Origin of the sequence: Defluviimonas sp. D31 (assembly GCF_033436765.1) — a bacterium.
In the GTDB taxonomy this organism is placed as follows: Bacteria; Pseudomonadota; Alphaproteobacteria; order Rhodobacterales; family Rhodobacteraceae; genus Albidovulum.
Window position 1 is genome coordinate 1 of record NZ_JAWQFN010000018.1, and the last position, 20,350, is coordinate 20,350.

A 20,350-nucleotide genomic window follows, 5' to 3' on the forward strand; every position below is an offset into this window, starting at 1 on the left:
AACATCGGCTACGAAGAGCGGCGCGGCCTCTTCAAGGAGGCCAAGCAACGCATCGCCAAGGCCTGCGCGCTGGAGGTTCCGGAAGACTCATCGGTGTTTCTCAACATAGGGACCAGCACCGAGGCGGTCGCGCATGAGTTGCTTCGCCACCGCAATCTCCTAGTCGTGACCAACAACATGAACGTCCCGGGCATCCTGGTCGGCAACCCCGACTGCCAGATCGTCGTCACCGGCGGCCAGCTTCGCCGCGCCGATGGCGGTCTCGTCGGCAAGCTCACGACCGAGGCGATCAGCCAGTTCAAGTTCGACCTTGCCGTGATCGGCTGCTCCGCGCTCGACGAGGACGGCGACATGCTGGATTTCGATATCCAGGAGGTAGGCGTCAGCCAGGCCCTGCTGCGCCAGTCGCGCAAGGTCTTCCTCGTGGCGGATCATTCGAAGTTCCGGCGCACGGCACCGGCACGGANAGTTTGACTCCATAGCTTGATAGCCCTGTCCGTTCGTCGGAATGGAGAGAAGCGCTACAGCAGGGCGTTCTGAACGCAGCCGACCGGATAACATGTCCACAGTCGGATCGCGGCGCAGATACGCTTTCTCAATGCATTAGGTAAGCGCATTGCGGCGCTCGACCCCGAAACCCAAACCGCCGGAATCAACATCCGCATCGCTCTGGTGGACCGCCCAAGCATCCGCGGCATTGCCCAGATCATCCGCGTGGCCGATCGGCGCCCTGCCCTGCCTCAAGCCAACTTCATCAGACAAGACCGAAGCCAGCTTTCGGTGATCCAATCAAGCTTGTCCGGTTACCGCCTCGAACATATCATATCTGCAAGGGAAACCCGCCTGACCGCCACCGGTTTGATTGGAAGGTTTTCGTGCTCCTGGCCGTCCGATCAACTTCAGCGCGAATGTGGCGATTGATCCGGGATCACGGGAATACGGACTGACGGGCCAATGTATATTTCCAAGCGAATTTTTGTGTTTTTTTTCCTCGCATTGCTTTTTTTCTGCGCAACGGCATGGGTTCTTCTCGCCAGTGCGGTATTTGGGAGCCTGCGGATCTCAATCGCCGAGGCCAAGTTGTCCGACCTTCTCAGGCGACCTGTCGAGATCAGCGGCGATGTCTCACTTACCTTCTCGGGCGGCATGGCGGTTTCGGTGACCGGCCTGCAGCTCCCGTCGGAAGAGATGCCCGAACAGGATCTCGCAACACTTGAGACAGCACGTTTTCCGATCGCGCTGCTTCACCATCTGCGCGGAGGCATTCCGCTGCCCGAAATCGAGGCGCATGGGCTTACGGTTACGCTCCTGCGTACAGAGGACGGCAAGACATCATGGGCCGAGGCCCGATTGCCGGAGGCAGAGTCAGAGCCTGACAGCAACGATGTCGACGTGTTCACCTTTCTAGGCGCAAGAACAGTCTCTTTTTCGGACATGGTCGCCCATTCGGAAAACCAGTCGACCGGCTTTGAATTCGATCTTGAACTGAATGACTTCACCGTCCGGCAGGTCACGGATGCAGAACGGCCAACAGTCAGGGTCCGATCACAGGGCTTGATCAACGGCGAACCGGCGGAGTTCCGCGGAGACTTTCCCGACGGCGCTCCCTTCGATGCGAGCGGCCAACTCGGCGCGCTCGTTTTCGATATTTCCGGGCAATCCCGGCAGGATCTGCTGCCCGGCGAGTTCGACGGAACGCTGAATATCGAGACCCCCGACCTGCAAAACCTGCTCGACACCCTGCGGCTCGACGGCAAGGCGGCGGGGTCGGCCCGCGCGACGTCGTCGATCAAACGGCGGGATCGGCTCTTTCTTCTTGAAGACATTGACCTGTCCGCGGATTTCGAGAACGGGATGAAGGCGTTGCTCACTGGAGCACTTGCCGATCCGCGTGCCGGGCCCGAGTTCGACCTGCTGTTCGAGCTCGATCTGGCACAGCAGGTCTCGGCCGCGAAATCAGCGATCTTCCTGCGAGATATCGAACCGACGCGCATTTCCACCCATTCCGTAGGCAAGGACGGGATCATCGAGGTCAAGAGCTTCAAGTTCGAAACCAACGCCTTTGATGAAGAGTTGAAGGAAATCGGACCGTTCCGTGTGGAACGGGTGATGAGGACATCTGATGGCCAGCTAAAGGTGTCCGGCCTGACGCTTACGATCGGGCCCGAGGACGCACCAATGCTCGCCGCGCGCGGCGATATTGCGGACCTTATCAACTTCAAGGGCTACACCCTTTCAGGCAGGCTCGACCTTCCGGCATCGCGTGTCCTCTTGACGCTGCGCGAAGAAGACGCCGCCCGGTTTGGCCATCTAACAGGCTCGTTCCGGCTGGAGGAGCAGGAAGGCAAGGGCGTGCTTTCGACGTCCGACCTCGCTACCCGGGACACGGACCTGTGGGAGGCCAGGATTGGTGTCAATGTCGGGGATATCGCCGCGCTCGACGCGATGCGGTTCGAGATACATCTGAGCACGCCGGACGGAGCGTCGTTTCTGCGGGCCGTGCAACTCGATCCGGTCGAAACAGGGCGCTTCGGCTACGATCTGACCGCCGAGCGACGGAACCAACGGCTGTCGGTTTCCTCGACTGTCAGCGCGGGCGAATCCAGCCTGGACGCAGACCTGAAATTGCATGTCGCTGGAGGCAAGCCCATGCTCCGGGGCGCAGTGACGAGCGAGACCGTGCGCCTGGTTGACGTGAGGAACGCAATCCTCGCTGCGACCGAACTTGCGCGGGCCAAATCGGTCTACCGTGAAGCCAGGCTGGCCGAAGCCGAAAGCCGCGGAGAATACCCGGAGGAGGAGTTCCAACCGCTTGTTCTTCCCCCCGAAGACTCCGACGGGGAGGATCTGTCGGATTTCCAGCCTCTGGTGCTTCCAGAAACACTGGAAGCGGAGTCCGAAGACCCGCAGGCGCAAGTCAGCGGTGACGAGGATCTGTCCGGCTACCAGCCGCTCGTAATTTTCGAGGGCGCGGGCAGTCTGAGCCTGGAAGATCTGCGTGACCCGGAGAAGTTCGTACCGCTGATCGATGCAGAAATCAGCATCGGCATAGAGCGGATCACCGGGCAGAAAGGTGTCTCGGCCATCAAGAGCAAGGTGGACATGAAGGATGGCAAGCTGAGATTTGGGCCTCTGCGGGTCAATTACGGCGGGGGATACGCCGACCTGCAAGCTGCATTCGATGCCGTTCGCTCTCCGGGCTGGGTACAAGTTTCAGGGCGAACGGGCGGCTGGGACTTGGGGCGGTTGCTCGACTCGCTGGGTGCAGGGATTGGCGCCTACGGCATCCTGACAGGTCAGTTCAATCTCACTGGCCGTCGCACTTCCGTGCGGGCCTTTCTCGACTCGATGAGCGGCCAGACAACGGTCGAGATGAAGAATGGGCGGATAAGTTCCAGCCTGATCGACCTTGCCGGGCTGGGCGTCCTGCCTTGGCTCTTCTCTGCCGAAAGGCGGGGGGGCTATGCGGATATTGTCTGCTTGCGTGCGCCGCTCAAGATCAGCCGGGGTAGGGTCAGTACAGGTGCCGCCGTTGTCGAAACGCGGCGCGTCCAGCTGGTGGGAGCGGGGTCTGTCGACTTCAAAAGGGATCGCATCTTCTTACGGGCGGATCCACGGCCGGTGGGTCGGCCGCTCGCGCGAAGCGCATGGCCGTTCGAAGTGTCCGGGCCGCTCGGCGCACCCAAGGTCAAGCTTGCAAAACGTCGATCGTGGAGTGCTGCTGAGCCTCTTGCCATGACCGCGAACCGTGTGCCTTGCGTTCCCGACGTGAAGCAACTGAAAGCCGTACCGCGACAACCCCGCAACCCCGGCCCACGCTGAGCCTATTTCTGCGCCTCCTGGCACTCCTGCATCAGGTCGATCGCCTTCGATGACCCTGCGAGATCGACCTCGAAGGTACCGCCGCTCGGGCCGATTACCGTGATCGACCGGCGCTTGGCCATTTCGGTGACGAAGTTCGGATTGTTGAAGAAAGCCGAGCCCCCATACCAGCCATCCTCCTCCAGAAATTCGGCCTCCCCGGCAAACTTCGCCTCGCCTGTCAGGAATCTGACGGTACCGGTCGTGCCTGCTTCCAGATCGCTCCAGTCACGGCTCAGGGCGGCAAAGAAGCCACCACTCAGCAATGGAAGGTTCCCGAACCTGATCCGTAAGCCATCGCTGAAGTCTTTCTGGATCAGGCATCCATTTCCCGAATCCGGATCGACAAGCACCGACCACTGACCGGACTCCCCCCAGTTCGTCAAGCCGTTCGCCGCGAGGGCCGCGGTAGCGCAGAAAAGAGCCGGCAGGCAATATCGAAGACTGGTCATGTCGCTTCTCCGGTACCCTGTCAGGGTCTTCCGAAACCGTCCCATGCGCAAGATATGTCAGAAGGGGCCGGCGCCACACGAATTCGAACCAGTCTCAGCATGGACCAAGTGTCCTCCGTCATCGCCCTTGGAAAACCTGATCTGCCTTCGGAGCGGAGGGTTCAAGTGGTCCCGGCTTCGCGGGCAGTGTGGCGATTGATCCAAGGGTATCGACCCGTCTGTTCAACCGGTCGCAAGGACTTGCCGGCCCGCGGCGTCCGTGCCGACAATCCATCCCGGACGAGGTAACCCTCCCCGTCTTCATGTTCAGACGCCATATACCAGTCCGTCACCAGACCCGGCCAAGGCAGGTGACGGAGAAAGAGTAGCAAAGAAGCGATTCAGAAGGTCCAGGGCCCGTTGATTTCAAACCGTCGGGCATGATTCAGTATCCGCGGGGAGATCTGAATCATGCCGCAAGCGCGGGACAAGAAAGTCCTGACCCTAGCGGACCTTTACCCGCAGACCACCCAAGCCTTCTATGGCAATGTCCAGAAGGTCGCCCCTGGCAACCGGACCGACGCCCGCCGGGGTGCCCGACAGTATCACGTCTCCCGCGGCCAGTTCAAAATAGTCTGACAGATAGGAAATCATCTCGGGGACCTTCCAGATCATCTGGTTCAGGTCGCCCTCCTGGCGAAGCTCTCCATTGACCTTCAGCGTCACCGGACCTTCCTCAAGATGTCCGACCTTGGACACAGGATGTATCGGCCCGACCGGGGCAGATCTTTCGAAAGCCTTGCCGATTTCCCAAGGCCGACCGAGCTTTTTCTGTTCGCCCTGCAGATCCCGTCGCGTCATGTCGAGCGCCACCGCATAGCCAAATACATGACCAAGCGCCAGGTCGATCGGGATGTTGCTGCCCCCGGACTTCAGCATCACCGCCATCTCGACTTCATGATGCACGTCCGAGCTTCGATCCGGATAGGGAAACTCGCCCGATGGGTCGAGGTTGTCGGGGTTTTTCTGAAAGAAGAACGGAGGTTCGCGGTCGGGATCGTGGCCCATCTCGATGGCATGGGCGGCGTAGTTGCGCCCGATGCAATAAACCCGGCGAACCGGAAACATCTGTTCGGAATCCGCGATCGGCAAAGCAACCGTCGGCGGAGTCGGGATGGCAAACTGGGTCATGTCGCAGGACCTTTTCGAGAAACCGTTAATGCCTGATGTACCAGATTCGACGGCAAGATCAATCGCAACCAATCCTGTCCTTACGCGACTTTTATGTTGATGGTTGCGAATAATATCGCATAATTGGCAGAAATCGGACCAATTGGTCGATCAATTCCGGGTGTCCGCTTTGCTTGAACGACCCATAAGTTCGGAACGTGAGGATGCGATCCGGGAACTTCGCGCGTATATCGACGATGGCGGATACCATCCGGGCGACCGCTTGCCGGCGGAGCGTGAGTTGATGGTGAGCCTCGGCATGGGGCGCACGCTCCTGCGTCGGGCGCTTGAGGCGCTGGAACGCGAAGGGGCAATCTGGCGACATGTCGGCAAGGGTACCTTCGTTGCGGCGTCGAACAGTTATGCAGGCGCGATCAGCGAGCTTAGCCAGCGGATCTCGCCGGTACACATGATGCGAGCGCGGCTATCGCTCGAACCCGCGCTCGCTCGCGAGGCGGCAATCAATGCCTCGGACGAGGCGGTGATCCGCCTCCGGCTGGCGCGCGAAAGGGCGGAAGCTGCCGCGGACTGGGCTGCCTACGAGGCCCAGGACGACGCCTTTCACCGCTCCGTCGCCGAAGCGACCGGCAATGCCCTGCTGCTCGCGCTCTTTGATCAGCTCAACCAGGTGCGCCGCGCGGTAGCCTGGAACACCGTAGTCCGACGCACTGAACGCCCACCCCGCGATCATTCGAGCTTTGACGAGCATGCCCGCATCGCCAATGCCATCGAGGCGCGCGATCCGACCGCGGCCCATGCCGCGATGCGCGACCACCTCGGATCGGTCTCGGCACGGCTCTTCGGGGAGGCATGAGGCGCGTTCGAGGCTGGATTTAAACCAGAACCCGCGAAGCCGGGCACCAACAAGAGCCTTAAGGGAGGACAAGATGAAGCACTTTATGACCACGATCGCGGCAGCGGCAATCGCCCTGACCGCGAGCAGTGCGAGTGCCGAAAAGATCCGCATCGCGCTGGCCGAAACACCCTCGGACGAACTCGCCGCCTTCTTCGTGGCGCTCGACCGGGCGAAGGCAAACGGACTCGACTACGAATGGACCGCATTTTCGGATGAGGAACTCGCGATCCAGGCGGTACTGTCGGGCCAGATGGATATCGGCTTCGGCACACCCTACGCGGCGATGCAGCGCTCGAAGGCGCCGGTGCGGATCATCTTCCAGCTCTCGAAGCTCAAGTTCTTTCCGGTCACCACCAAGAAGTACTCGAAGCTGGAAGATCTCGACGGTGAGCCGATCCTGCTGCATTCCCGAGGCGGCGGCACCGACTCTATCGCCAACGTGATCGAGGACAAGATGGGCATCACGTTCGGCGAACGCTCCTACGTGCCCGGCTCGGCCAACCGCGTCGTGGCGCTGGTGGCGGGCCAGGCCGATGCGACGATCATCGACCTGTCGAACAAGAACAAGATCATGCGCGAGCATAGCGACAAGTTCAACGTCTTGCAGATGTTCGACGTCGAAGCCTCGGACGAGGCGCTGTTCGCAAATCTCGACTGGATCAAGGCGAACGAGGGGGACGTGCAGATCTTCGTCAACGCGCTCGCCTCGGTCTGGAAAGACATGAACGAAGATCCGACCATTGTCAGCCGCGAAACCGACCCCGAGGGGCCGATCGGTCAGTTGCCGAAGGAAATCCTCGACGAGCTTGACACCTTCTATTCCGAAGCGGTCGAAGGCGGGCTCTACGACCCGGCGGGCGGCGGGCGCAAGGCGGCCGCGGCGGACATGGAGTGGTACAGCCAGGCTGGCCAGCTTGAGGGCGATGCCTCGACGCTGAACATCGATGACTTCTGGTACATGGCGCCGCTCGACGCCGCGACGGGAAGCTAGATCAATGCCGACCGGCACCGCGCGCACGCCGCGGGGGCCGGTCGCAACCTCATGAGGGTGGCCTGCGGATGCTCAGCAGATCCCTGACCTTGAAGCTTGTCTCGGCCTTGGCGGTTTTCGGTGCATGGGAAATCGCGGGCCGAATTCCCGTGAGCTACGCCTTCCCTACGTTCACGGATTCAATGGCCGCGCTCGGCGCGATGGCTCTCGACGGCACGCTCTTCGCGGCCTACGCCGAAACTCTTAAGCCGCTCGTGATCGGGGTGATCATATCGGCCTTCATCGGGATCGCGATCGGGCTCTGGATCGGGCTCTCGAACTGGTTCGACTGGCTGTTTTCCCCGATCTTTATCGTGATGCAGGCAGCACCGCTTGCCGCGCTCATCCCGCTTCTGGTGATGATCTACGGAATCGGCCTGACGTCGAAGGTCTTCGTGGTCTGCATCATGGCGATGCCGGTCATCGTGCTGAATACCGCCGGAGCGGTGCGCAACACACCTTCGAACCTGATCGAGATGGGCACCTCGTTCCTCGCGACGAGGGCGGAAGTCGTCCTGAAGATAATCATTCCTGCCGCCTCCCCAGTCATCTTCTCCGGGCTCCGCCTCGGCGTCTCCGCCGGGTTCATCGGCGCGATCCTGTCGGAGCTGAAGATCACGCCCACGGGCGTCGGCGACATCATCAGCTTCAGCCGCTCGATCGCGGATTATCCCAGCATGTATGCGGCGATCTTCTCGATCATCGCGCTGGCGGTGCTTTTTCTGAACTTTCTGGAAAAGATCGAGAAATACCTCTTTGAAGGGAATGTGCGTGGCTATGCTTCAGACTAACCCGGCGACCGACATCGCGGTTTCGGCCCGCAACATCTCGAAGAACTACGGCGCGGTCGAAGCGCTCAGGGACCTGACCCTGGAATTCCCCCGCGGACAGCTCACCTCACTCCTCGGGCCGTCGGGCTGCGGCAAGACCACGCTCCTGAAGATCATCGCCGGGCTCCTGGAGCCCACGGCGGGTGCAATCGAGGTCGATGGCAAGTCCGTCACCGGCCCCGGCCCCGATCGCGCGTTCGTGTTTCAGGACTTCGCGCTCCTTCCCTGGGCGAACGTTCTCAGAAACGTGGCCTTCGGGCTGGAGCTTCGCGGAGTGGCGAAGGAAGAGCGCGAAGACATTGCCGCGAAATACATCTCCGATGTCGGCCTCTCCGGCTTCGAAAACGCCTTCCCGCACGAGCTTTCCGGCGGCATGCGCCAGCGCGTTGGCCTCGCCCGCGCCCTGTCGGTCGATGCGCAGGTTCTTCTGATGGACGAACCCTTCTCGGCCGTCGACGAACAGACCCGCCGCAAGTTCCAGGAGGATCTCCTGGAACTCGTCGCCTCGCACAACAAGACCTTCATCTTCGTGACCCACTCGATCGAGGAGGCTGTCTACGTCTCCGATCAGATCGCGATCCTGCTGCCGAGGCCAAGCCGGGTCAGCGACATCATCCGGCCAACGGGTCTTCGGGAAAAGGACGTCGCGAACATTCGCCGCGACCCCGAATACCTCGACATCGTCGACGAGATCTGGGCGTCGCTCAGAACCTATGTGGAGTAGGCCATGACGCTGTTCGGATACCGCCTGCCGGGCATGTCCTCGCTGATCATCTGGGCGCTTCTTTGGGAAGCGATAGGCCGCTCCGAGTTTTCGTTCTTCGTGCCGCCGCTCTCTGATGTTGTCGCGACCCTGGTCGAGGTATTCCCTTCCGCCGCTTTTCAGAAGGCGCTCTACGAGACCGCCTACGCCTTCCTCGCAGGCGTGTTCTTTGCGGTGGTGATCGGTATCCCGACCGGCATCCTCATGGGCAAGAACCGCCTGATCGACGAACTCCTGCTCCCTTGGGTCAACATCTTCCTCTCGGCGCCGCTCACCGCGTTGGTTCCGGTCCTGATGGTGCTATTTGGTTTCGGGATGAAGTCGATCATCATCACGACGACACTTTTCGCGATCTGGATCATCATCCTGAACGCCCGTGCCGGGGTCATGCAGATCAACCGCTCGCTCATCGAAATGGCCCGCAGCTTCGGCGCCGGTCCCTGGGAGAGCTTCTCCAAGATCTACTTCTGGGCGGCGCTGCCGGAGATCCTGGGCGGTGTGCGGATCGGGATCATTCGCGCGGTCAAGGGCGTGATCATCGGCCAGCTCCTGATTTCGATCGTGGGGTTTGGCGCGCTTTTCGAACTTTATTCGGCGAACTTCCTGATGTCGCATTTCTGGGCCGTACTGATCGTGCTCTTCGCGCTGGCCTTCGCGGTCTCGGAGGTCCTCGCCTATCTCGAGCGCCGGGTATCCTACTACGCCGCGAAACGTTGAGTCCGGGTGCGTTGTCCGGCAATGCAACCACCCAGCGCTGAGAGACAGGACCGTTTCCGTTCGCGCTGCGCGGCCCTGTATCCCGAAACCGTCAAACGCACAAAAACTGTATCTACGAGGGCAGGATGATTACCGTTTACGCCGTGCCCGGCCAGCGCCCCGGAGAGAACGGCGGCGCTCCGCTTCTTGAAACTGGCTCGTGAGGTGAGACCGCGCTCAGCCTTGAGGTTATTGAGTGCCCAGGCCTCGGCGGCGGCGAACATCTGCAGGCCCCGCATTAGCCGGAAACGTTGCATCGCCTATGCCACGCGCGCGTTGCGAGCGTCCACAATGCCGCCGATTTCAGGCAGCCGTCACCGTCGCCTCGGCCGACCCTGCCATCATGGCCGCCGCGTAGTGGCGCTGGAAGGCGAGGATCGGGTGTTCGGACTGCGAGCCACAGGCCGACTCCACGACCAAGGGCCCGCGGTCGAACCCACCCGAGGCAAGCCCCCGTTGCACGGAATCCACGATCGGCGCATCCTCGGCGAAGGTCGTGGTGCGGTGCTGGAGGATGATCTCGGCCTCCACCGCGTTCGGCTGCGCCCGGGGCAGCCACCAATCGACCTCAACCTTGGTCTGATCGACCGAGACCGGCCGCCAGCGATAGGTGTTGACGATGCCGCCAGGATAGACCTGGATCGCGAAGAAGGGCCAGAACCACCAGGTCAGGAACCGGTCGGTCCGCGCCGCCGGATCGGCAACGTAACTGTAGGATTTCGTTCCGTCCGGCCGCGCCGGACTTTCGTGGCGGATGCCCCAGCTTCTGTCACGGGTCCGGTAGAGGTCGGGATCGACGACGCCCGTCGTCAACGTTTTATGCACAACCGCACAATGATAGCATTCGTTTAAGTTCTCGGCGACGACTTTCCAGTTCGCCGCGGCCATGCGCTCGGTCCGGGCGGCATGAACGTATGTGGCGAGGTTCGGTGCGTAGATCGCGATCTCGGCCGAGGCTTCCTCGGCCCCCGGCCAGAACGGCGCGGCATCGGCGTCGAGATTGACGAGGATCAGGCCATGATAGACTTCAAGCCTGACTGGCTTCAGCCGGTAGGCCGAGGTGTCAAAGCCGGGAAAACCCCTCGCGTTCGGTGCCGCGCGCAGCTGGCCGGTCGTGTCATAGGTCCAGGCGTGATAGGGGCAGGTCAGCCGCTTCGCGCAGCCCGCGCCTTCGGCAAGCTCGTGGCCGCGATGGACGCAGACGTTGAAGAAGGCGCGGAGCACGTCGTCCGCCCCACGGATGACGAGGACCGAACTGCCGACGATGTCGGCGGTGAAGTAGGCGCCGGGCGCGGCAAGGTCGCTGACGTGGCCAGCCAGGTGCCATGAGCGGCGGAAGATCCGATTGCGTTCCTCGGCAAAGACCGCGGGGTCGGTATAAAGCGGGGCGGGCAGCGTCTCGTATACTCCGCCAGAGGGAAGGTCGGTCTCCATCGGCACCTCGCTCTCAAATGTATCCGGGCGCCGCAGGGCCCACCCGTCGAGGGAGCTTTTCATGGCTTGCGGAGCCGATCTGCGACGATTGCGTCACGGCATGTCGTAACAAACCCGGTCCAATGCCCAACAATTTTTGCGAATGCCTCGCAATATCATTGACTCTTGCAAATGACTCGCAATATTGGACACGAGGGCGGGCATGATTGGTCCCGGCCCGAACGCAGGGGGCTTTTACCGATGATGCTGACCAAGAGAACGCTGCTGGCCGCGGTCTCGGCCTTGGCCATGACGATTACCGCAGGCTTCGCGGACGCACAGGAGAAACTTGGCGTGGTCGCGACGACCGGCATGATTGCCGACGCGGCGCGCGAGGTCGGCGGAGATCTGGTCGAGGTTCGGGCGCTGATGGGCCCCGGTGTCGACCCGCATGCTTATCGTCAGACCCGCACCGATATCGTCGCGATGGCGAATGCCGACGTCGTTCTCTGGCACGGCCTGTACCTCGAGGCGCAGATGGAAGAATTCATGCAAGGCCTCGAAGGTGAAGGCAACGTCGTTGCCGTGGCCGAAAGCCTTCCGAAGAACCTCTTGCTCGGCCATGACAACTACGAGGACAAGTACGACCCGCATGTCTGGATGAACCCTAATCTCTGGAGCCGCGTCGTTCTCAATGTGCGCGACGTGCTCATTTCCGTGCAGCCCGAGAGCGAGGCGACGTTCCGCGCCAATGCTGATGCGCACCTGGAGGAGCTCGAGGCGCTCGCGCAGTACACGACCCGGGTCCTGTCCTCGGTCCCGGCGGAAGGCCGCGTACTCCTGACCGCCCATGACGCCTTCAACTATTTCGGTTCGGCCTACGGTTTCGAGGTGGTTGGCATCCAGGGTATCTCGACCGAGTCCGAGGCGGGCCTCCAGCGCGTTTCCGAGCTGGTCGAAATGCTGGTGGCACGCGACATCAAGGCGGTCTTCGTGGAATCCTCGGTTTCCGACCGGAATATCCGCGCCCTGATCGAGGGCGCCGCGGCGCAGGGCCACGAGGTCGTCATCGGCGGGGAGCTGTTTTCCGACGCCATGGGCGAGGACGGCACTTACGAGGGCACCTATCTCGGCATGATCGATCACAACGCGACCGTGATCGCCGGGGCGCTTGGTGGCGACGTGCCCGCCAAGGGCATGAACGGGCTTCTTTACTGATGGATCCACGCATGACATCCAGTGCGCAGGTGGAGCTTGCGTCCGAGAAAGGCCGATCGGTACGGCAGGACCCCGTAGCGGCGGAAGCCGCGCTGGCAGTCCGGGGCTTGACCGTCTCCTACGGCGAGAAACCGGCCGTTTTCTCGGTCGACGCCACGTTTCCGGCAAAGGCGATGACGGCGATCGTCGGCCCCAATGGCGCCGGGAAGTCCACATTGCTCAAGGCGGCGCTTGGGGTCATCCCGCGGCTGTCGGGTGAAGTCACCGTGTTCGGTCAGCCGATCGGAACCGCGCGCGACCGGATCGCCTACGTCCCACAACGCGCGAGTGTTGATTGGGACTTCCCGACCACCGTCATCGACGTGGTTCAGATGGGCCTCTACCGACGCGTCGGTCTCCTGGGGCGCCTGACCGGGGCTCTCCGGGCGCGAGCCAATGACTGCCTCGATCGCGTCGGGATGGCGGATTTCGCCGACCGCCAGATTGGCCAGCTTTCGGGCGGCCAGCAGCAGAGGGTCTTTCTGGCACGGGCGCTTGCCCAGGACGCGGAGCTCTATCTGCTCGACGAACCGTTTGCGGGCGTAGACGCGGCGACAGAACGCGCGATCATCGACGTGCTCCGCTCGCTCAGGGCTGAAGGCAAGGCGGTGATCAGCGTGCATCATGACCTCGCTACGGTGGTCGATTACTTCGACAATGTGTTTCTGATCAATGTGCGCAAGATTGCCGAGGGCCCCGTGGCCACGACATTCACGGGTCCGAACCTGAACGCGACCTATGGTGGGCGACTTGCGGCCACGCATATCGACCAGCTTCAGCTGGCAGGTGGCGCGTGAAGCCGTTTCTAGACGCAATGCTGCTCGGTGCCGGCTACAACGCGGCGCTGGTCGGACTCGGCGCAGCCCTTTTGGGCTTCGCTGCAGGAACTGCGGGCACCTTTCTCTTTCTGCGCAAACGGGCGCTGGTCTCCGACGCGGTCGCGCATGCCACTCTGCCAGGCGTCGGGATTGCCTTCATCCTGATGGTTAGCTTCGGCGGCGACGGGCGGAACCTCTTTGGCCTGCTTGCAGGCTCCGCGGTCACCGCCTGGATCGGCCTTCTCCTCGTCGAATCGATGGCGCGACGGACACGGCTCAGCGAAGACGCCGCGATCGGCGCAGTGTTGTCGGTCTTCTTCGGGATCGGCGTCGTTCTGCTGACGGTCATTCAGACCATGAGTTCGGGGCGCCAAGCAGGTCTGGAAAGCTTCCTTCTCGGATCCACGGCCGGCATGCTGTTTCAGGATGCCGTCGTGATCGCCATCGGCGGCACGCTCGCGGTTCTTGCGACGTGGCTGTTGCGCCGTCCGATGACCCTCGTCGCCTTCGACGCCGAATATGCCGCGGCGTCCGGCTATGACGTCCGGCGCATCGATCTTGCGATGATGGGCCTCGTCCTGGCCGTCACCGTGATCGGTCTGAAGATCGTCGGCCTGATCCTGATCGTCGCCATGCTCATCATCCCGCCCGTCACCGCCCGTTTCTGGACCGAGAAGAGCGACAGGCTGATCTGGTATGCCGGCGCGCTCGGCGGGTTTTCAGGCTATGTCGGCGCGGCCATCTCCGCCTCGGCCCCCGCCCTTCCCACCGGGCCGATCATCGTTCTGGTTGCGGCCGCGCTCTTCGGGCTCTCTCTCTTCCTGGCGCCGAAGCGTGGCGTGACCGCCGCGATAATACGGCATCGGCGCTTCCAGCGGCGCGTGCATCGGCGGCAGGGACTTCTGGCGCTGTCCCGTGGCGAGCCGATTCACGATGATCTCACGCTGAAGGTTCTGACGACGGAGGGGTACATTCGTCCCGACGGAGTGGCCACGGAGGCCGGGCGCGCCCAAGCGGCAAAGATCGCGCGCGACGAACACCGCTGGGAGGCCGCGCGGCGGGTCCACCAGGATACGAGCCTGACCGGGCGCTATGACGGCCTTACGCCGATCGAGCAGGTCTTCACGCGCGACGAGATCGCCGCGTTCGATCGTATTATTGGCGGGCCGACGCCAGTCCCGGAACAAAGCGGAGGCATAGCCTGATGGGCGCCGAATTCGTTCAGTTCTCGCTTGCACCGCTGCTGATCGGCATATTGGCCTCGGTGGCTTGCGCGCTTCCCGGCAACTTCCTGATCCTCCGCCGACAGGCCCTGATCGGCGACGCCATCAGCCACGTGGTTCTGCCCGGGATTGTCGTGGCCTTCCTACTTACCGGCGTTGTCACCGCCATTCCGATGCTGATCGGGGCTGCCGGTGCGGCTATCGTCGCGGTGATCCTGATCGAAGCGATCAAGCGGCTCGGGCGGATTGAACCTGGAGCGGCGATGGGCGTAACCTTCACGACGCTCTTTGCCGGCGGGGTGCTGCTTCTCGAGCAGTCGGACACGTCAAGCGTGCATCTGGACGTGGAACATGCGCTTATGGGCAATCTGGAAAGCCTGATCTGGTTCAAGGCCAAGGGCTGGGACTCGCTCCTGGATCCCGTGGCGCTCGCGTCTCTACCGCACGAACTCGGTCGGATCGCGATCGTCTGCGCCATTGTCGTGGCCCTGACAGTCACCTTCTGGCGCTGGCTCAAGATTTCCACCTTCGACGAAGGCTTCGCCGAGGCACTTGGACTGCCGACTGCGGCAATCGGATTCGGTCTTGTCATCACTGCAGCATTCGCCGCCGTCGCGGCCTTTGACGCCGTCGGGTCCATCATCGTAATCGCGATGTTCATCTGCCCGCCGGCCGCCGCGCGCCTGATGACCAACCGTCTGGAACATCAGGTTCTTTGGAGCGTAGCATTCGCCGTCTTGTCGGCGGTTCTTGGATATGTGTTTGCGGGCTACGGGCCACTCTGGTTCGGCGCCCAGAACGCCGTGAGCGCCGCCGGCATGATCGCGGCGGTGTCTGGCGCGATCCTCGGCCTTGCCTGCCTGTTCGCCCCTCATCGAAACCGAGTGGGTGCTGCGAAGGAAGACGCCGCGATCTGAGGCTGCGTCCGTTGGTTCGGCGTGCCAGGGTCGAGCGAGCCTGCGAGGGCATCTTTGAGCAGCCCAATCTGACTGGTCCAGTTTGATTGTTAGTGCGTGGGCGGCTTCTGGGCTACTGGGATGATGGTTCCGGGTGCTGGGGGCCGGTATCCGAGGGCGATCTGGTCGAGATGCTGGCAATAGCAAAGCCCGCCGGCAAGGCGGGCTATGTCGCTTCGGGCTGTTCGCTAAAGTTGGTTGCGGGGGCAGGATTTGGCCTTCACCGAACAACCGCGGGAATGTGACCTTACATCAATTATCATCATCAATTTACAAGACCACCAAACACCGCGGTGACGGGCGCCAGTGCTGCGGGTGAGCCTCCCCACGTTAATTGGTCCACCGCTATGGTGAGGAAACGGAGGACCACCAGATGGCCTTGGCATGCCTTTGACGAACATTCTCTACAAACCCCGACTTGAGCGCGCAGCACCACCCGTATGACGGATGGCGCTGCGTCAGTGGCTCCGGCGAGATTTGCGGGATTCGGCCGATCACTCAGCGAACGGTCGGATGACCGGCTTCGACCCAGGCGGTGGTGCCGCCTTCGATCCAGTTCACCCGGCCGAAGCCTGCCTTGGCGAAGGCTGTGGCCGCCCGCCGGGCCATGGGTCCGGCCATGCAGGTGGTCACCACATGGAGGCTCTTGTCCGCGAAGACCGGCGGCAGGTTCCCCGCCTCCACGTCCTCGACGGAAATCAGCCGCGCGCCCGGGATCTTGCCCGTGGTGGCCGCGATCGCGTCCGCGGGGCGCGGGTCTACGAACTCTACGCCTGCGCGCCCATGGTAACCTTTCGCTTCTGCGACGGTGATGGGTGTGGCGGTGGAATTCTCGACGGCGCCGGCGTTTGCACAGGAAGTCATGATCTTTCTCCTTCTTTTTTGGGGGTCAGAAGCTCAGCGTCGAAGCGCCGTCGAGGATCTGCGCGTGCAGCGCGGGCGAACCCACCACCTGCACACCGTCGATGAAGTCGCTTTCCTCGTAGCCGCGCACCTTTGCGCAGGGCGGACAGACGAGGATGCGGCCGCCACCGTTCTGGAAGTTCTCGATCAGTTCCTTCATCGGCGGGTCGAAGGGGTTCATCCGCACGTTGTCGGCGGCGCCCTTGCGGACCACGTCTACGGCGGAGCTGACCATGAACATGGTCACCTGCTGGCCCGAAGCGATCCCGGTGTTGGCGATCGTGAAGGCGACAGTGGCCCGCTCGTCATCGAGGCCACGGGATACGACGATTGCAAGTTTCTTTGCGTTTTCCATCTTTTTCTCCTTTGGTCAGATGGGGTGTCCGGACGTCACCCGGTCCGGGTCGGGAACTCTCTCAGGCGGGCGCTCTCCGCCGCCATTCACGGCGGAACGCGATGGCGGCGACTGTGAAGGAGAGGACGGCGCCCGCCAGGCAGGGCCAGGCGCCGACGACGACGTCGTGGGCCGCGCCGAAGGGGTTCGCGCAGAGCTGGATGCCGCGCATCCGCATCAAATCGGTTTGGAGCCGGCCGACCATCGTCAGGCAGCAGGCCGTCACGGCCAGGATCGTGGGCAGACCGGAGAACGTCGCCACCCCCATAGCCAGCACCACAGGCATGAACACGTAGCCCATCTTCCCCAGCCAGGGCCGGTTGCCAGCGATCAGCGCCACGGCCGCCTGGGCCGCGCCAATGAGGCAGACCGACGCGGCAGTTCGATGGTCCATCAACGTATAGCTCGTGGCGAAGAGGCACGTGGCGGCAAGCTGTGCGGTCAGGATCGTTTCCCGCCGGGAAAGCAGCGGCGACGCCACGCGCACCGCCAGACCGGCGATGCCTATCAGCGAGGCTGCAGAAGGGGCGCTCAGGGTCTGGGCTGCATCGATCATGGCTTTGGTCCGATTTAACATACCGACTGGTTGGTTTGTAACAGACCGCTCGGTATGCCGTCAACGAAATTTCTCAGCTCGCCACAAGATTCATCCTAGGTAATTGAATATATTTCAGAATTACCTTCGTGATATTTTCGCTGTTTTCCCGATGCGTCCTTGAAAGCCGGCCACCCCTTTAGTATATGCAAACCAGTCTGTATGGAGAGAGTTATGACCGCCAGGGCCGAAGCGACTCGCGAACGCCTACTTAAGGCCGCCAAGCAGCTTGTCATGTCCAAGGGCTTCGCGGGGATGTCGATCGATGACGTGCTGAAAGCGACCGACCTCACCAAGGGGGCCTTCTTTCACCACTTCAAGTCCAAGGCCGACCTCGCCGACCAGCTTATGCGTTGGTATGCGGAGAGCGACATGAAGATGTTTCGCACTCTCCTCGCCGAAGCGGAGGCCGCCCATGATGACCCGCTCGACCAGCTCCTGAAATTCTTGACGGATTTCGAGGCCTACCTTTGCGACCCCAAGCACCCGCCGCGGGGCTGCATGTATGCGCTCTACACCTACGAGGACGATCACTTCGAAAACACGGTGAAAGATTTCGTTGCCGAAACGCTTAGGACGTGGACGGCTATGTACATCCGCAAATTCCAGGAGGTCATCGACCGTTATCCCCCGGCACGGCACGTTACTGCAAAGCAGTTGGCCGAGATGTTTGTCGCTGTGATCGAGGGTGGCCTGATCCTCGAACGCGCCCACAAGAACCCAGGCATGGCAGCACGCCAGTCCGAGCAGTTCCGCTCCTACCTGGAGCTCTTGTTTCCCAGCGCCCCGCACGAAAAGGCCGCCTGAGTCCGGATGTCTTGTCCGCGTAATCCTCTGTTTCCCAGCGTCCGGATCACGCGCTTGCTGTCCGTCACGCTCAGTGGATTTCACACCACGTTCTTGGCACATTGCGATGCCGTCGAGGGAGGGCGGCAGCCGTCGGAAGCGGTCGTTGGGCGAACTGGGGATGAACGACGGATCCGAGCCCGGAGCGGACCAGTTTACTTCGACCAAGATGCTGGTGCAGCACGAATGTTCTGAGGTCGGCAATTTCCATTCGTGCTGCAGTGCGGTGCCCAGAAGCAGACTGCGCGCGAATGCAAAGTCACCATCTCGCGCGAAGCACGCCTGTCGCTTCTTCGGCGATACGGATATGTGTCTCCCTCAATTGTTTGGATTGAGCCCTTCGTACATTGCGTGAAGCAAGTGATCGGCCATGGCAGGGCTGAGAGCGAAGCGCCTGCCGGAAAGTTCTCCTTTCTGCGTTTCTTCCTCGGCCTGGTAGATCAGAACGTCTTCCTTGATGGTCGCCATGACGCGGAGTGAGTCGAGCGTCTCGGGGTCGATGGCGGTGGGATCACCTGACAGCAGCACGAAGTCGGCGAGTTTCCCGACCTCGATAGTACCCTTCTCGTTCTCCTCGAAATGTTGCCACGCTGGCCAGATCGTCAGTGCCTTGAGTGCGGTCATGACGTCGACCCGCTGGTGGGGGCCGAGAATGTCTCCAGACCTTGTTCGCCGCGTGACGGTCGCGTCGAGGATGCGCATGCTGTCGGGGAAGGCGACGGGCGCATCGTGGTGCGAGCCGAACATCATGCCGCGCTGTCGTACCCATCCGGTCGGCGAGATGTTTTCGGCATTAACCGGCCCGACTGTATGCTCGCGGTGCCAGTCGCCCCAGTAGAACGTATGCATCGGGAAGAGCGACATGAAGACGCCCAGATCTTTGAACGCGTCGACCTGGTCCTCGCGAAGAAACTGCCCGTGGATCAGGACGGGCCGGTTGCCCGGGTCGCCGAACTCCGCTTGAGCGACCCCGAGCGCCGCAATCAGCATGTCGGACGCGCCTTCGCCGTTAGCATGGGTAATGACTTGTATGCCGTTCTCGTAGCACCAGTTCACAGCGTCCTGGATCTGTTCCATGGTCACTGCTGCGTACCCTGCGTAGCCTGCGGGATAATCGCCCACTGGATCGTAGTAGGGGCGGTCCCGGAGTGCTGTGAAGCCCTGCGGAGAGCCGTCGATCGTGAGTTTGCACCCGCCCACGCGGATGCGGTTGTCGTACTCCATGGAGACGTTCTCACCGATGTAATCGCGCGCTTCCAGCACGTCTGGGAAGGCCACGATATCAATCGGCACCTTGCCATCCGCGGCTACCGCCTTGAGCGTCTCGACGACCGCGGCGGATGACCGACCGTCTTGTCCGGTCGTGTATCCGTAGCTGGCCCATAGCTCCGAACCGGCAGCAGCGAAGGCCGCCAAACCTTCTGGGCCGAGCTCGTTCAGGACAGGGATAAGTGCTGCAAAGAACGCATATTCCTCGAGAACACCATTTGGCTCTCCGTCCGAGCCCCGTTGGATGACACCTCCTGCGGGATTCTCGGTCGAGGCGTCAAAGCCAACGATTTCAAGCACCTTCGAGTTTGCCACGCCGAGATGTCCGGATTGGTGCACAATGATGACAGGAAGGTCCTCTGAAACGGCGTCGAGTTCCGCGCGAGTTGGATGGCGCAGTTCGGAGAGCTGGGCATTGTCGTAGCCGAAACCGATGATCACGCCGGCTTGCTCGACGGCCGCGCTGTTCTCTTCAACCCAGTCCCGCAATGTCTGCTGCAGGCTAGCGATATCGCTGACCTTTCCGTCGGGCGGGGCAAGGAGGTTGGCCGACAGCGCCTGCAGGCCACCGAAGACAACGTGCCCGTGACTGTCGACAAAGCCAGGAAGCATCGCTCGGCCATCGAGATCGAATAGCTCGGTTGCGTCACCCCGGTGTGCTACGAGATCGGAAAGCGTACCGACGGCGAGGATCCGCCCGTCTTTCACCGCGACCGCTTCGATGGTCGGCTGCGCATCGTTGATTGTGAGGATCGGACCGCCGGCATAGATCGTGTCGGCTATTTCCTGAGCAGTTGCGCCGACCGGAAGCCCAAGCGCGACGATGACGGCTCCAGATCGCAAGAGATTCTTAAGCATTGGCAGGGCTCCATTCTTCGCATGGACTATTTTTTGGTCGCCCGGTGGCTGGCTGTCACAT

At 62.0% G+C, this 20,350-nt stretch carries 19 protein-coding genes; 12 read left to right on the forward strand and 7 right to left on the reverse strand.

The window, feature by feature from the left end:
• On the forward strand, positions 1 to 474 hold a 474-nt coding region (locus tag R5H32_RS19030; RefSeq protein WP_412099048.1), incomplete at its 5' end, for a DeoR/GlpR family DNA-binding transcription regulator.
• A gap of 480 nt (positions 475 to 954) precedes the next feature.
• The gene (locus R5H32_RS19035; protein WP_318340262.1) at positions 955 to 3,822 is read left to right on the forward strand and encodes an AsmA-like C-terminal region-containing protein; all 2,868 of its coding nucleotides are present in this window, start codon (positions 955 to 957) and stop codon (positions 3,820 to 3,822) included.
• 2 nt (positions 3,823 to 3,824) lie between these two features.
• Here R5H32_RS19035 and R5H32_RS19040 read toward each other — a convergent pair whose 3' ends face one another.
• Complete coding sequence (locus tag R5H32_RS19040) at positions 3,825 to 4,313, reverse strand: hypothetical protein (protein WP_318340263.1); 489 nt, start codon at positions 4,311 to 4,313, stop codon at positions 3,825 to 3,827.
• Between the two features lie 483 nt (positions 4,314 to 4,796).
• A complete protein-coding gene (locus R5H32_RS19045; RefSeq protein WP_318340264.1) occupies positions 4,797 to 5,483 on the reverse strand; it encodes a fumarylacetoacetate hydrolase family protein in 687 nt (228 codons plus the stop codon).
• A gap of 169 nt (positions 5,484 to 5,652) precedes the next feature.
• Between R5H32_RS19045 and R5H32_RS19050 the strand changes: the two genes are divergently transcribed.
• The 5 genes from R5H32_RS19050 to R5H32_RS19070 all read left to right on the forward strand — a co-directional run bounded on the left by R5H32_RS19050 (position 5,653) and on the right by R5H32_RS19070 (position 9,718).
• Entirely contained in the window at positions 5,653 to 6,336 is a 684-nt protein-coding gene (locus R5H32_RS19050; RefSeq protein WP_318340265.1) for a FadR/GntR family transcriptional regulator, read from the forward strand.
• Between the two features lie 73 nt (positions 6,337 to 6,409).
• On the forward strand, positions 6,410 to 7,369 hold the full coding sequence (locus R5H32_RS19055) for an ABC transporter substrate-binding protein (RefSeq protein ID WP_318340266.1): 960 nt from the start codon (positions 6,410 to 6,412) through the stop codon (positions 7,367 to 7,369).
• A gap of 68 nt (positions 7,370 to 7,437) precedes the next feature.
• Positions 7,438 to 8,199 carry an ABC transporter permease gene (locus tag R5H32_RS19060; RefSeq protein WP_318340267.1) on the forward strand — a complete coding sequence of 254 codons (762 nt, stop codon included), beginning with the start codon at positions 7,438 to 7,440 and terminating at the stop codon, positions 8,197 to 8,199.
• A complete protein-coding gene (locus R5H32_RS19065) occupies positions 8,186 to 8,962 on the forward strand; it encodes an ABC transporter ATP-binding protein (protein WP_318340268.1) in 777 nt (258 codons plus the stop codon). The genes R5H32_RS19060 and R5H32_RS19065 overlap by 14 nt, the downstream gene beginning before the upstream one ends.
• Before the next feature lie 3 nt (positions 8,963 to 8,965).
• Positions 8,966 to 9,718, forward strand: a complete 753-nt coding sequence (locus R5H32_RS19070) for an ABC transporter permease (protein WP_318340269.1) — start codon at positions 8,966 to 8,968, stop codon at positions 9,716 to 9,718.
• Between the two features lie 342 nt (positions 9,719 to 10,060).
• Here R5H32_RS19070 and R5H32_RS19075 read toward each other — a convergent pair whose 3' ends face one another.
• Positions 10,061 to 11,191: an aromatic ring-hydroxylating dioxygenase subunit alpha gene (locus tag R5H32_RS19075; protein WP_318340270.1), complete on the reverse strand. Its 1,131-nt coding sequence runs from the start codon at positions 11,189 to 11,191 to the stop codon at positions 10,061 to 10,063.
• A gap of 240 nt (positions 11,192 to 11,431) precedes the next feature.
• Here R5H32_RS19075 and R5H32_RS19080 point away from each other — a divergent pair, with 240 nt between their 5' ends.
• The 4 genes from R5H32_RS19080 to R5H32_RS19095 are packed head-to-tail and all read left to right on the forward strand — an operon-like array spanning position 11,432 to position 15,385.
• The gene (locus R5H32_RS19080; protein ID WP_318340271.1) at positions 11,432 to 12,388 is read left to right on the forward strand and encodes a metal ABC transporter solute-binding protein, Zn/Mn family; all 957 of its coding nucleotides are present in this window, start codon (positions 11,432 to 11,434) and stop codon (positions 12,386 to 12,388) included.
• An 11-nt stretch (positions 12,389 to 12,399) separates the two neighbouring features.
• Positions 12,400 to 13,224 carry a metal ABC transporter ATP-binding protein gene (locus tag R5H32_RS19085; protein WP_318340272.1) on the forward strand — a complete coding sequence of 275 codons (825 nt, stop codon included), beginning with the start codon at positions 12,400 to 12,402 and terminating at the stop codon, positions 13,222 to 13,224.
• A 17-nt stretch (positions 13,225 to 13,241) separates the two neighbouring features.
• A complete protein-coding gene (locus R5H32_RS19090) occupies positions 13,242 to 14,450 on the forward strand; it encodes a metal ABC transporter permease (RefSeq protein WP_318340273.1) in 1,209 nt (402 codons plus the stop codon).
• Positions 14,450 to 15,385, forward strand: coding sequence for a metal ABC transporter permease (locus R5H32_RS19095; RefSeq protein ID WP_318340274.1), 936 nt, complete (start codon positions 14,450 to 14,452; stop codon positions 15,383 to 15,385). Before R5H32_RS19090 ends, R5H32_RS19095 begins: the two co-directional genes overlap by 1 nt.
• 537 nt (positions 15,386 to 15,922) lie before the next feature.
• On the opposite strand, the gene R5H32_RS19100 is transcribed toward R5H32_RS19095, so the two are convergent.
• The 3 genes from R5H32_RS19100 to R5H32_RS19110 form a co-directional block, all read right to left on the reverse strand.
• A complete protein-coding gene (locus R5H32_RS19100) occupies positions 15,923 to 16,288 on the reverse strand; it encodes a rhodanese-like domain-containing protein (RefSeq protein ID WP_318340275.1) in 366 nt (121 codons plus the stop codon).
• Between the two features lie 25 nt (positions 16,289 to 16,313).
• Positions 16,314 to 16,682 carry a DsrE family protein gene (locus R5H32_RS19105; protein ID WP_263339597.1) on the reverse strand — a complete coding sequence of 123 codons (369 nt, stop codon included), beginning with the start codon at positions 16,680 to 16,682 and terminating at the stop codon, positions 16,314 to 16,316.
• Positions 16,683 to 16,743: 61 nt separating this feature from the next.
• A complete protein-coding gene (locus R5H32_RS19110) occupies positions 16,744 to 17,277 on the reverse strand; it encodes a YgjV family protein (RefSeq protein WP_318340276.1) in 534 nt (177 codons plus the stop codon).
• Positions 17,278 to 17,490: 213 nt separating this feature from the next.
• On the opposite strand from R5H32_RS19110, the gene R5H32_RS19115 reads away from it, so the two are divergent.
• On the forward strand, positions 17,491 to 18,123 hold the full coding sequence (locus tag R5H32_RS19115) for a TetR/AcrR family transcriptional regulator (protein ID WP_318340277.1): 633 nt from the start codon (positions 17,491 to 17,493) through the stop codon (positions 18,121 to 18,123).
• Between the two features lie 357 nt (positions 18,124 to 18,480).
• On the opposite strand, the gene R5H32_RS19120 is transcribed toward R5H32_RS19115, so the two are convergent.
• Positions 18,481 to 20,289, reverse strand: a complete 1,809-nt coding sequence (locus R5H32_RS19120; protein ID WP_318340278.1) for an amidohydrolase — start codon at positions 20,287 to 20,289, stop codon at positions 18,481 to 18,483.
• Between the last annotated feature and the right edge of the window lie 61 nt (positions 20,290 to 20,350).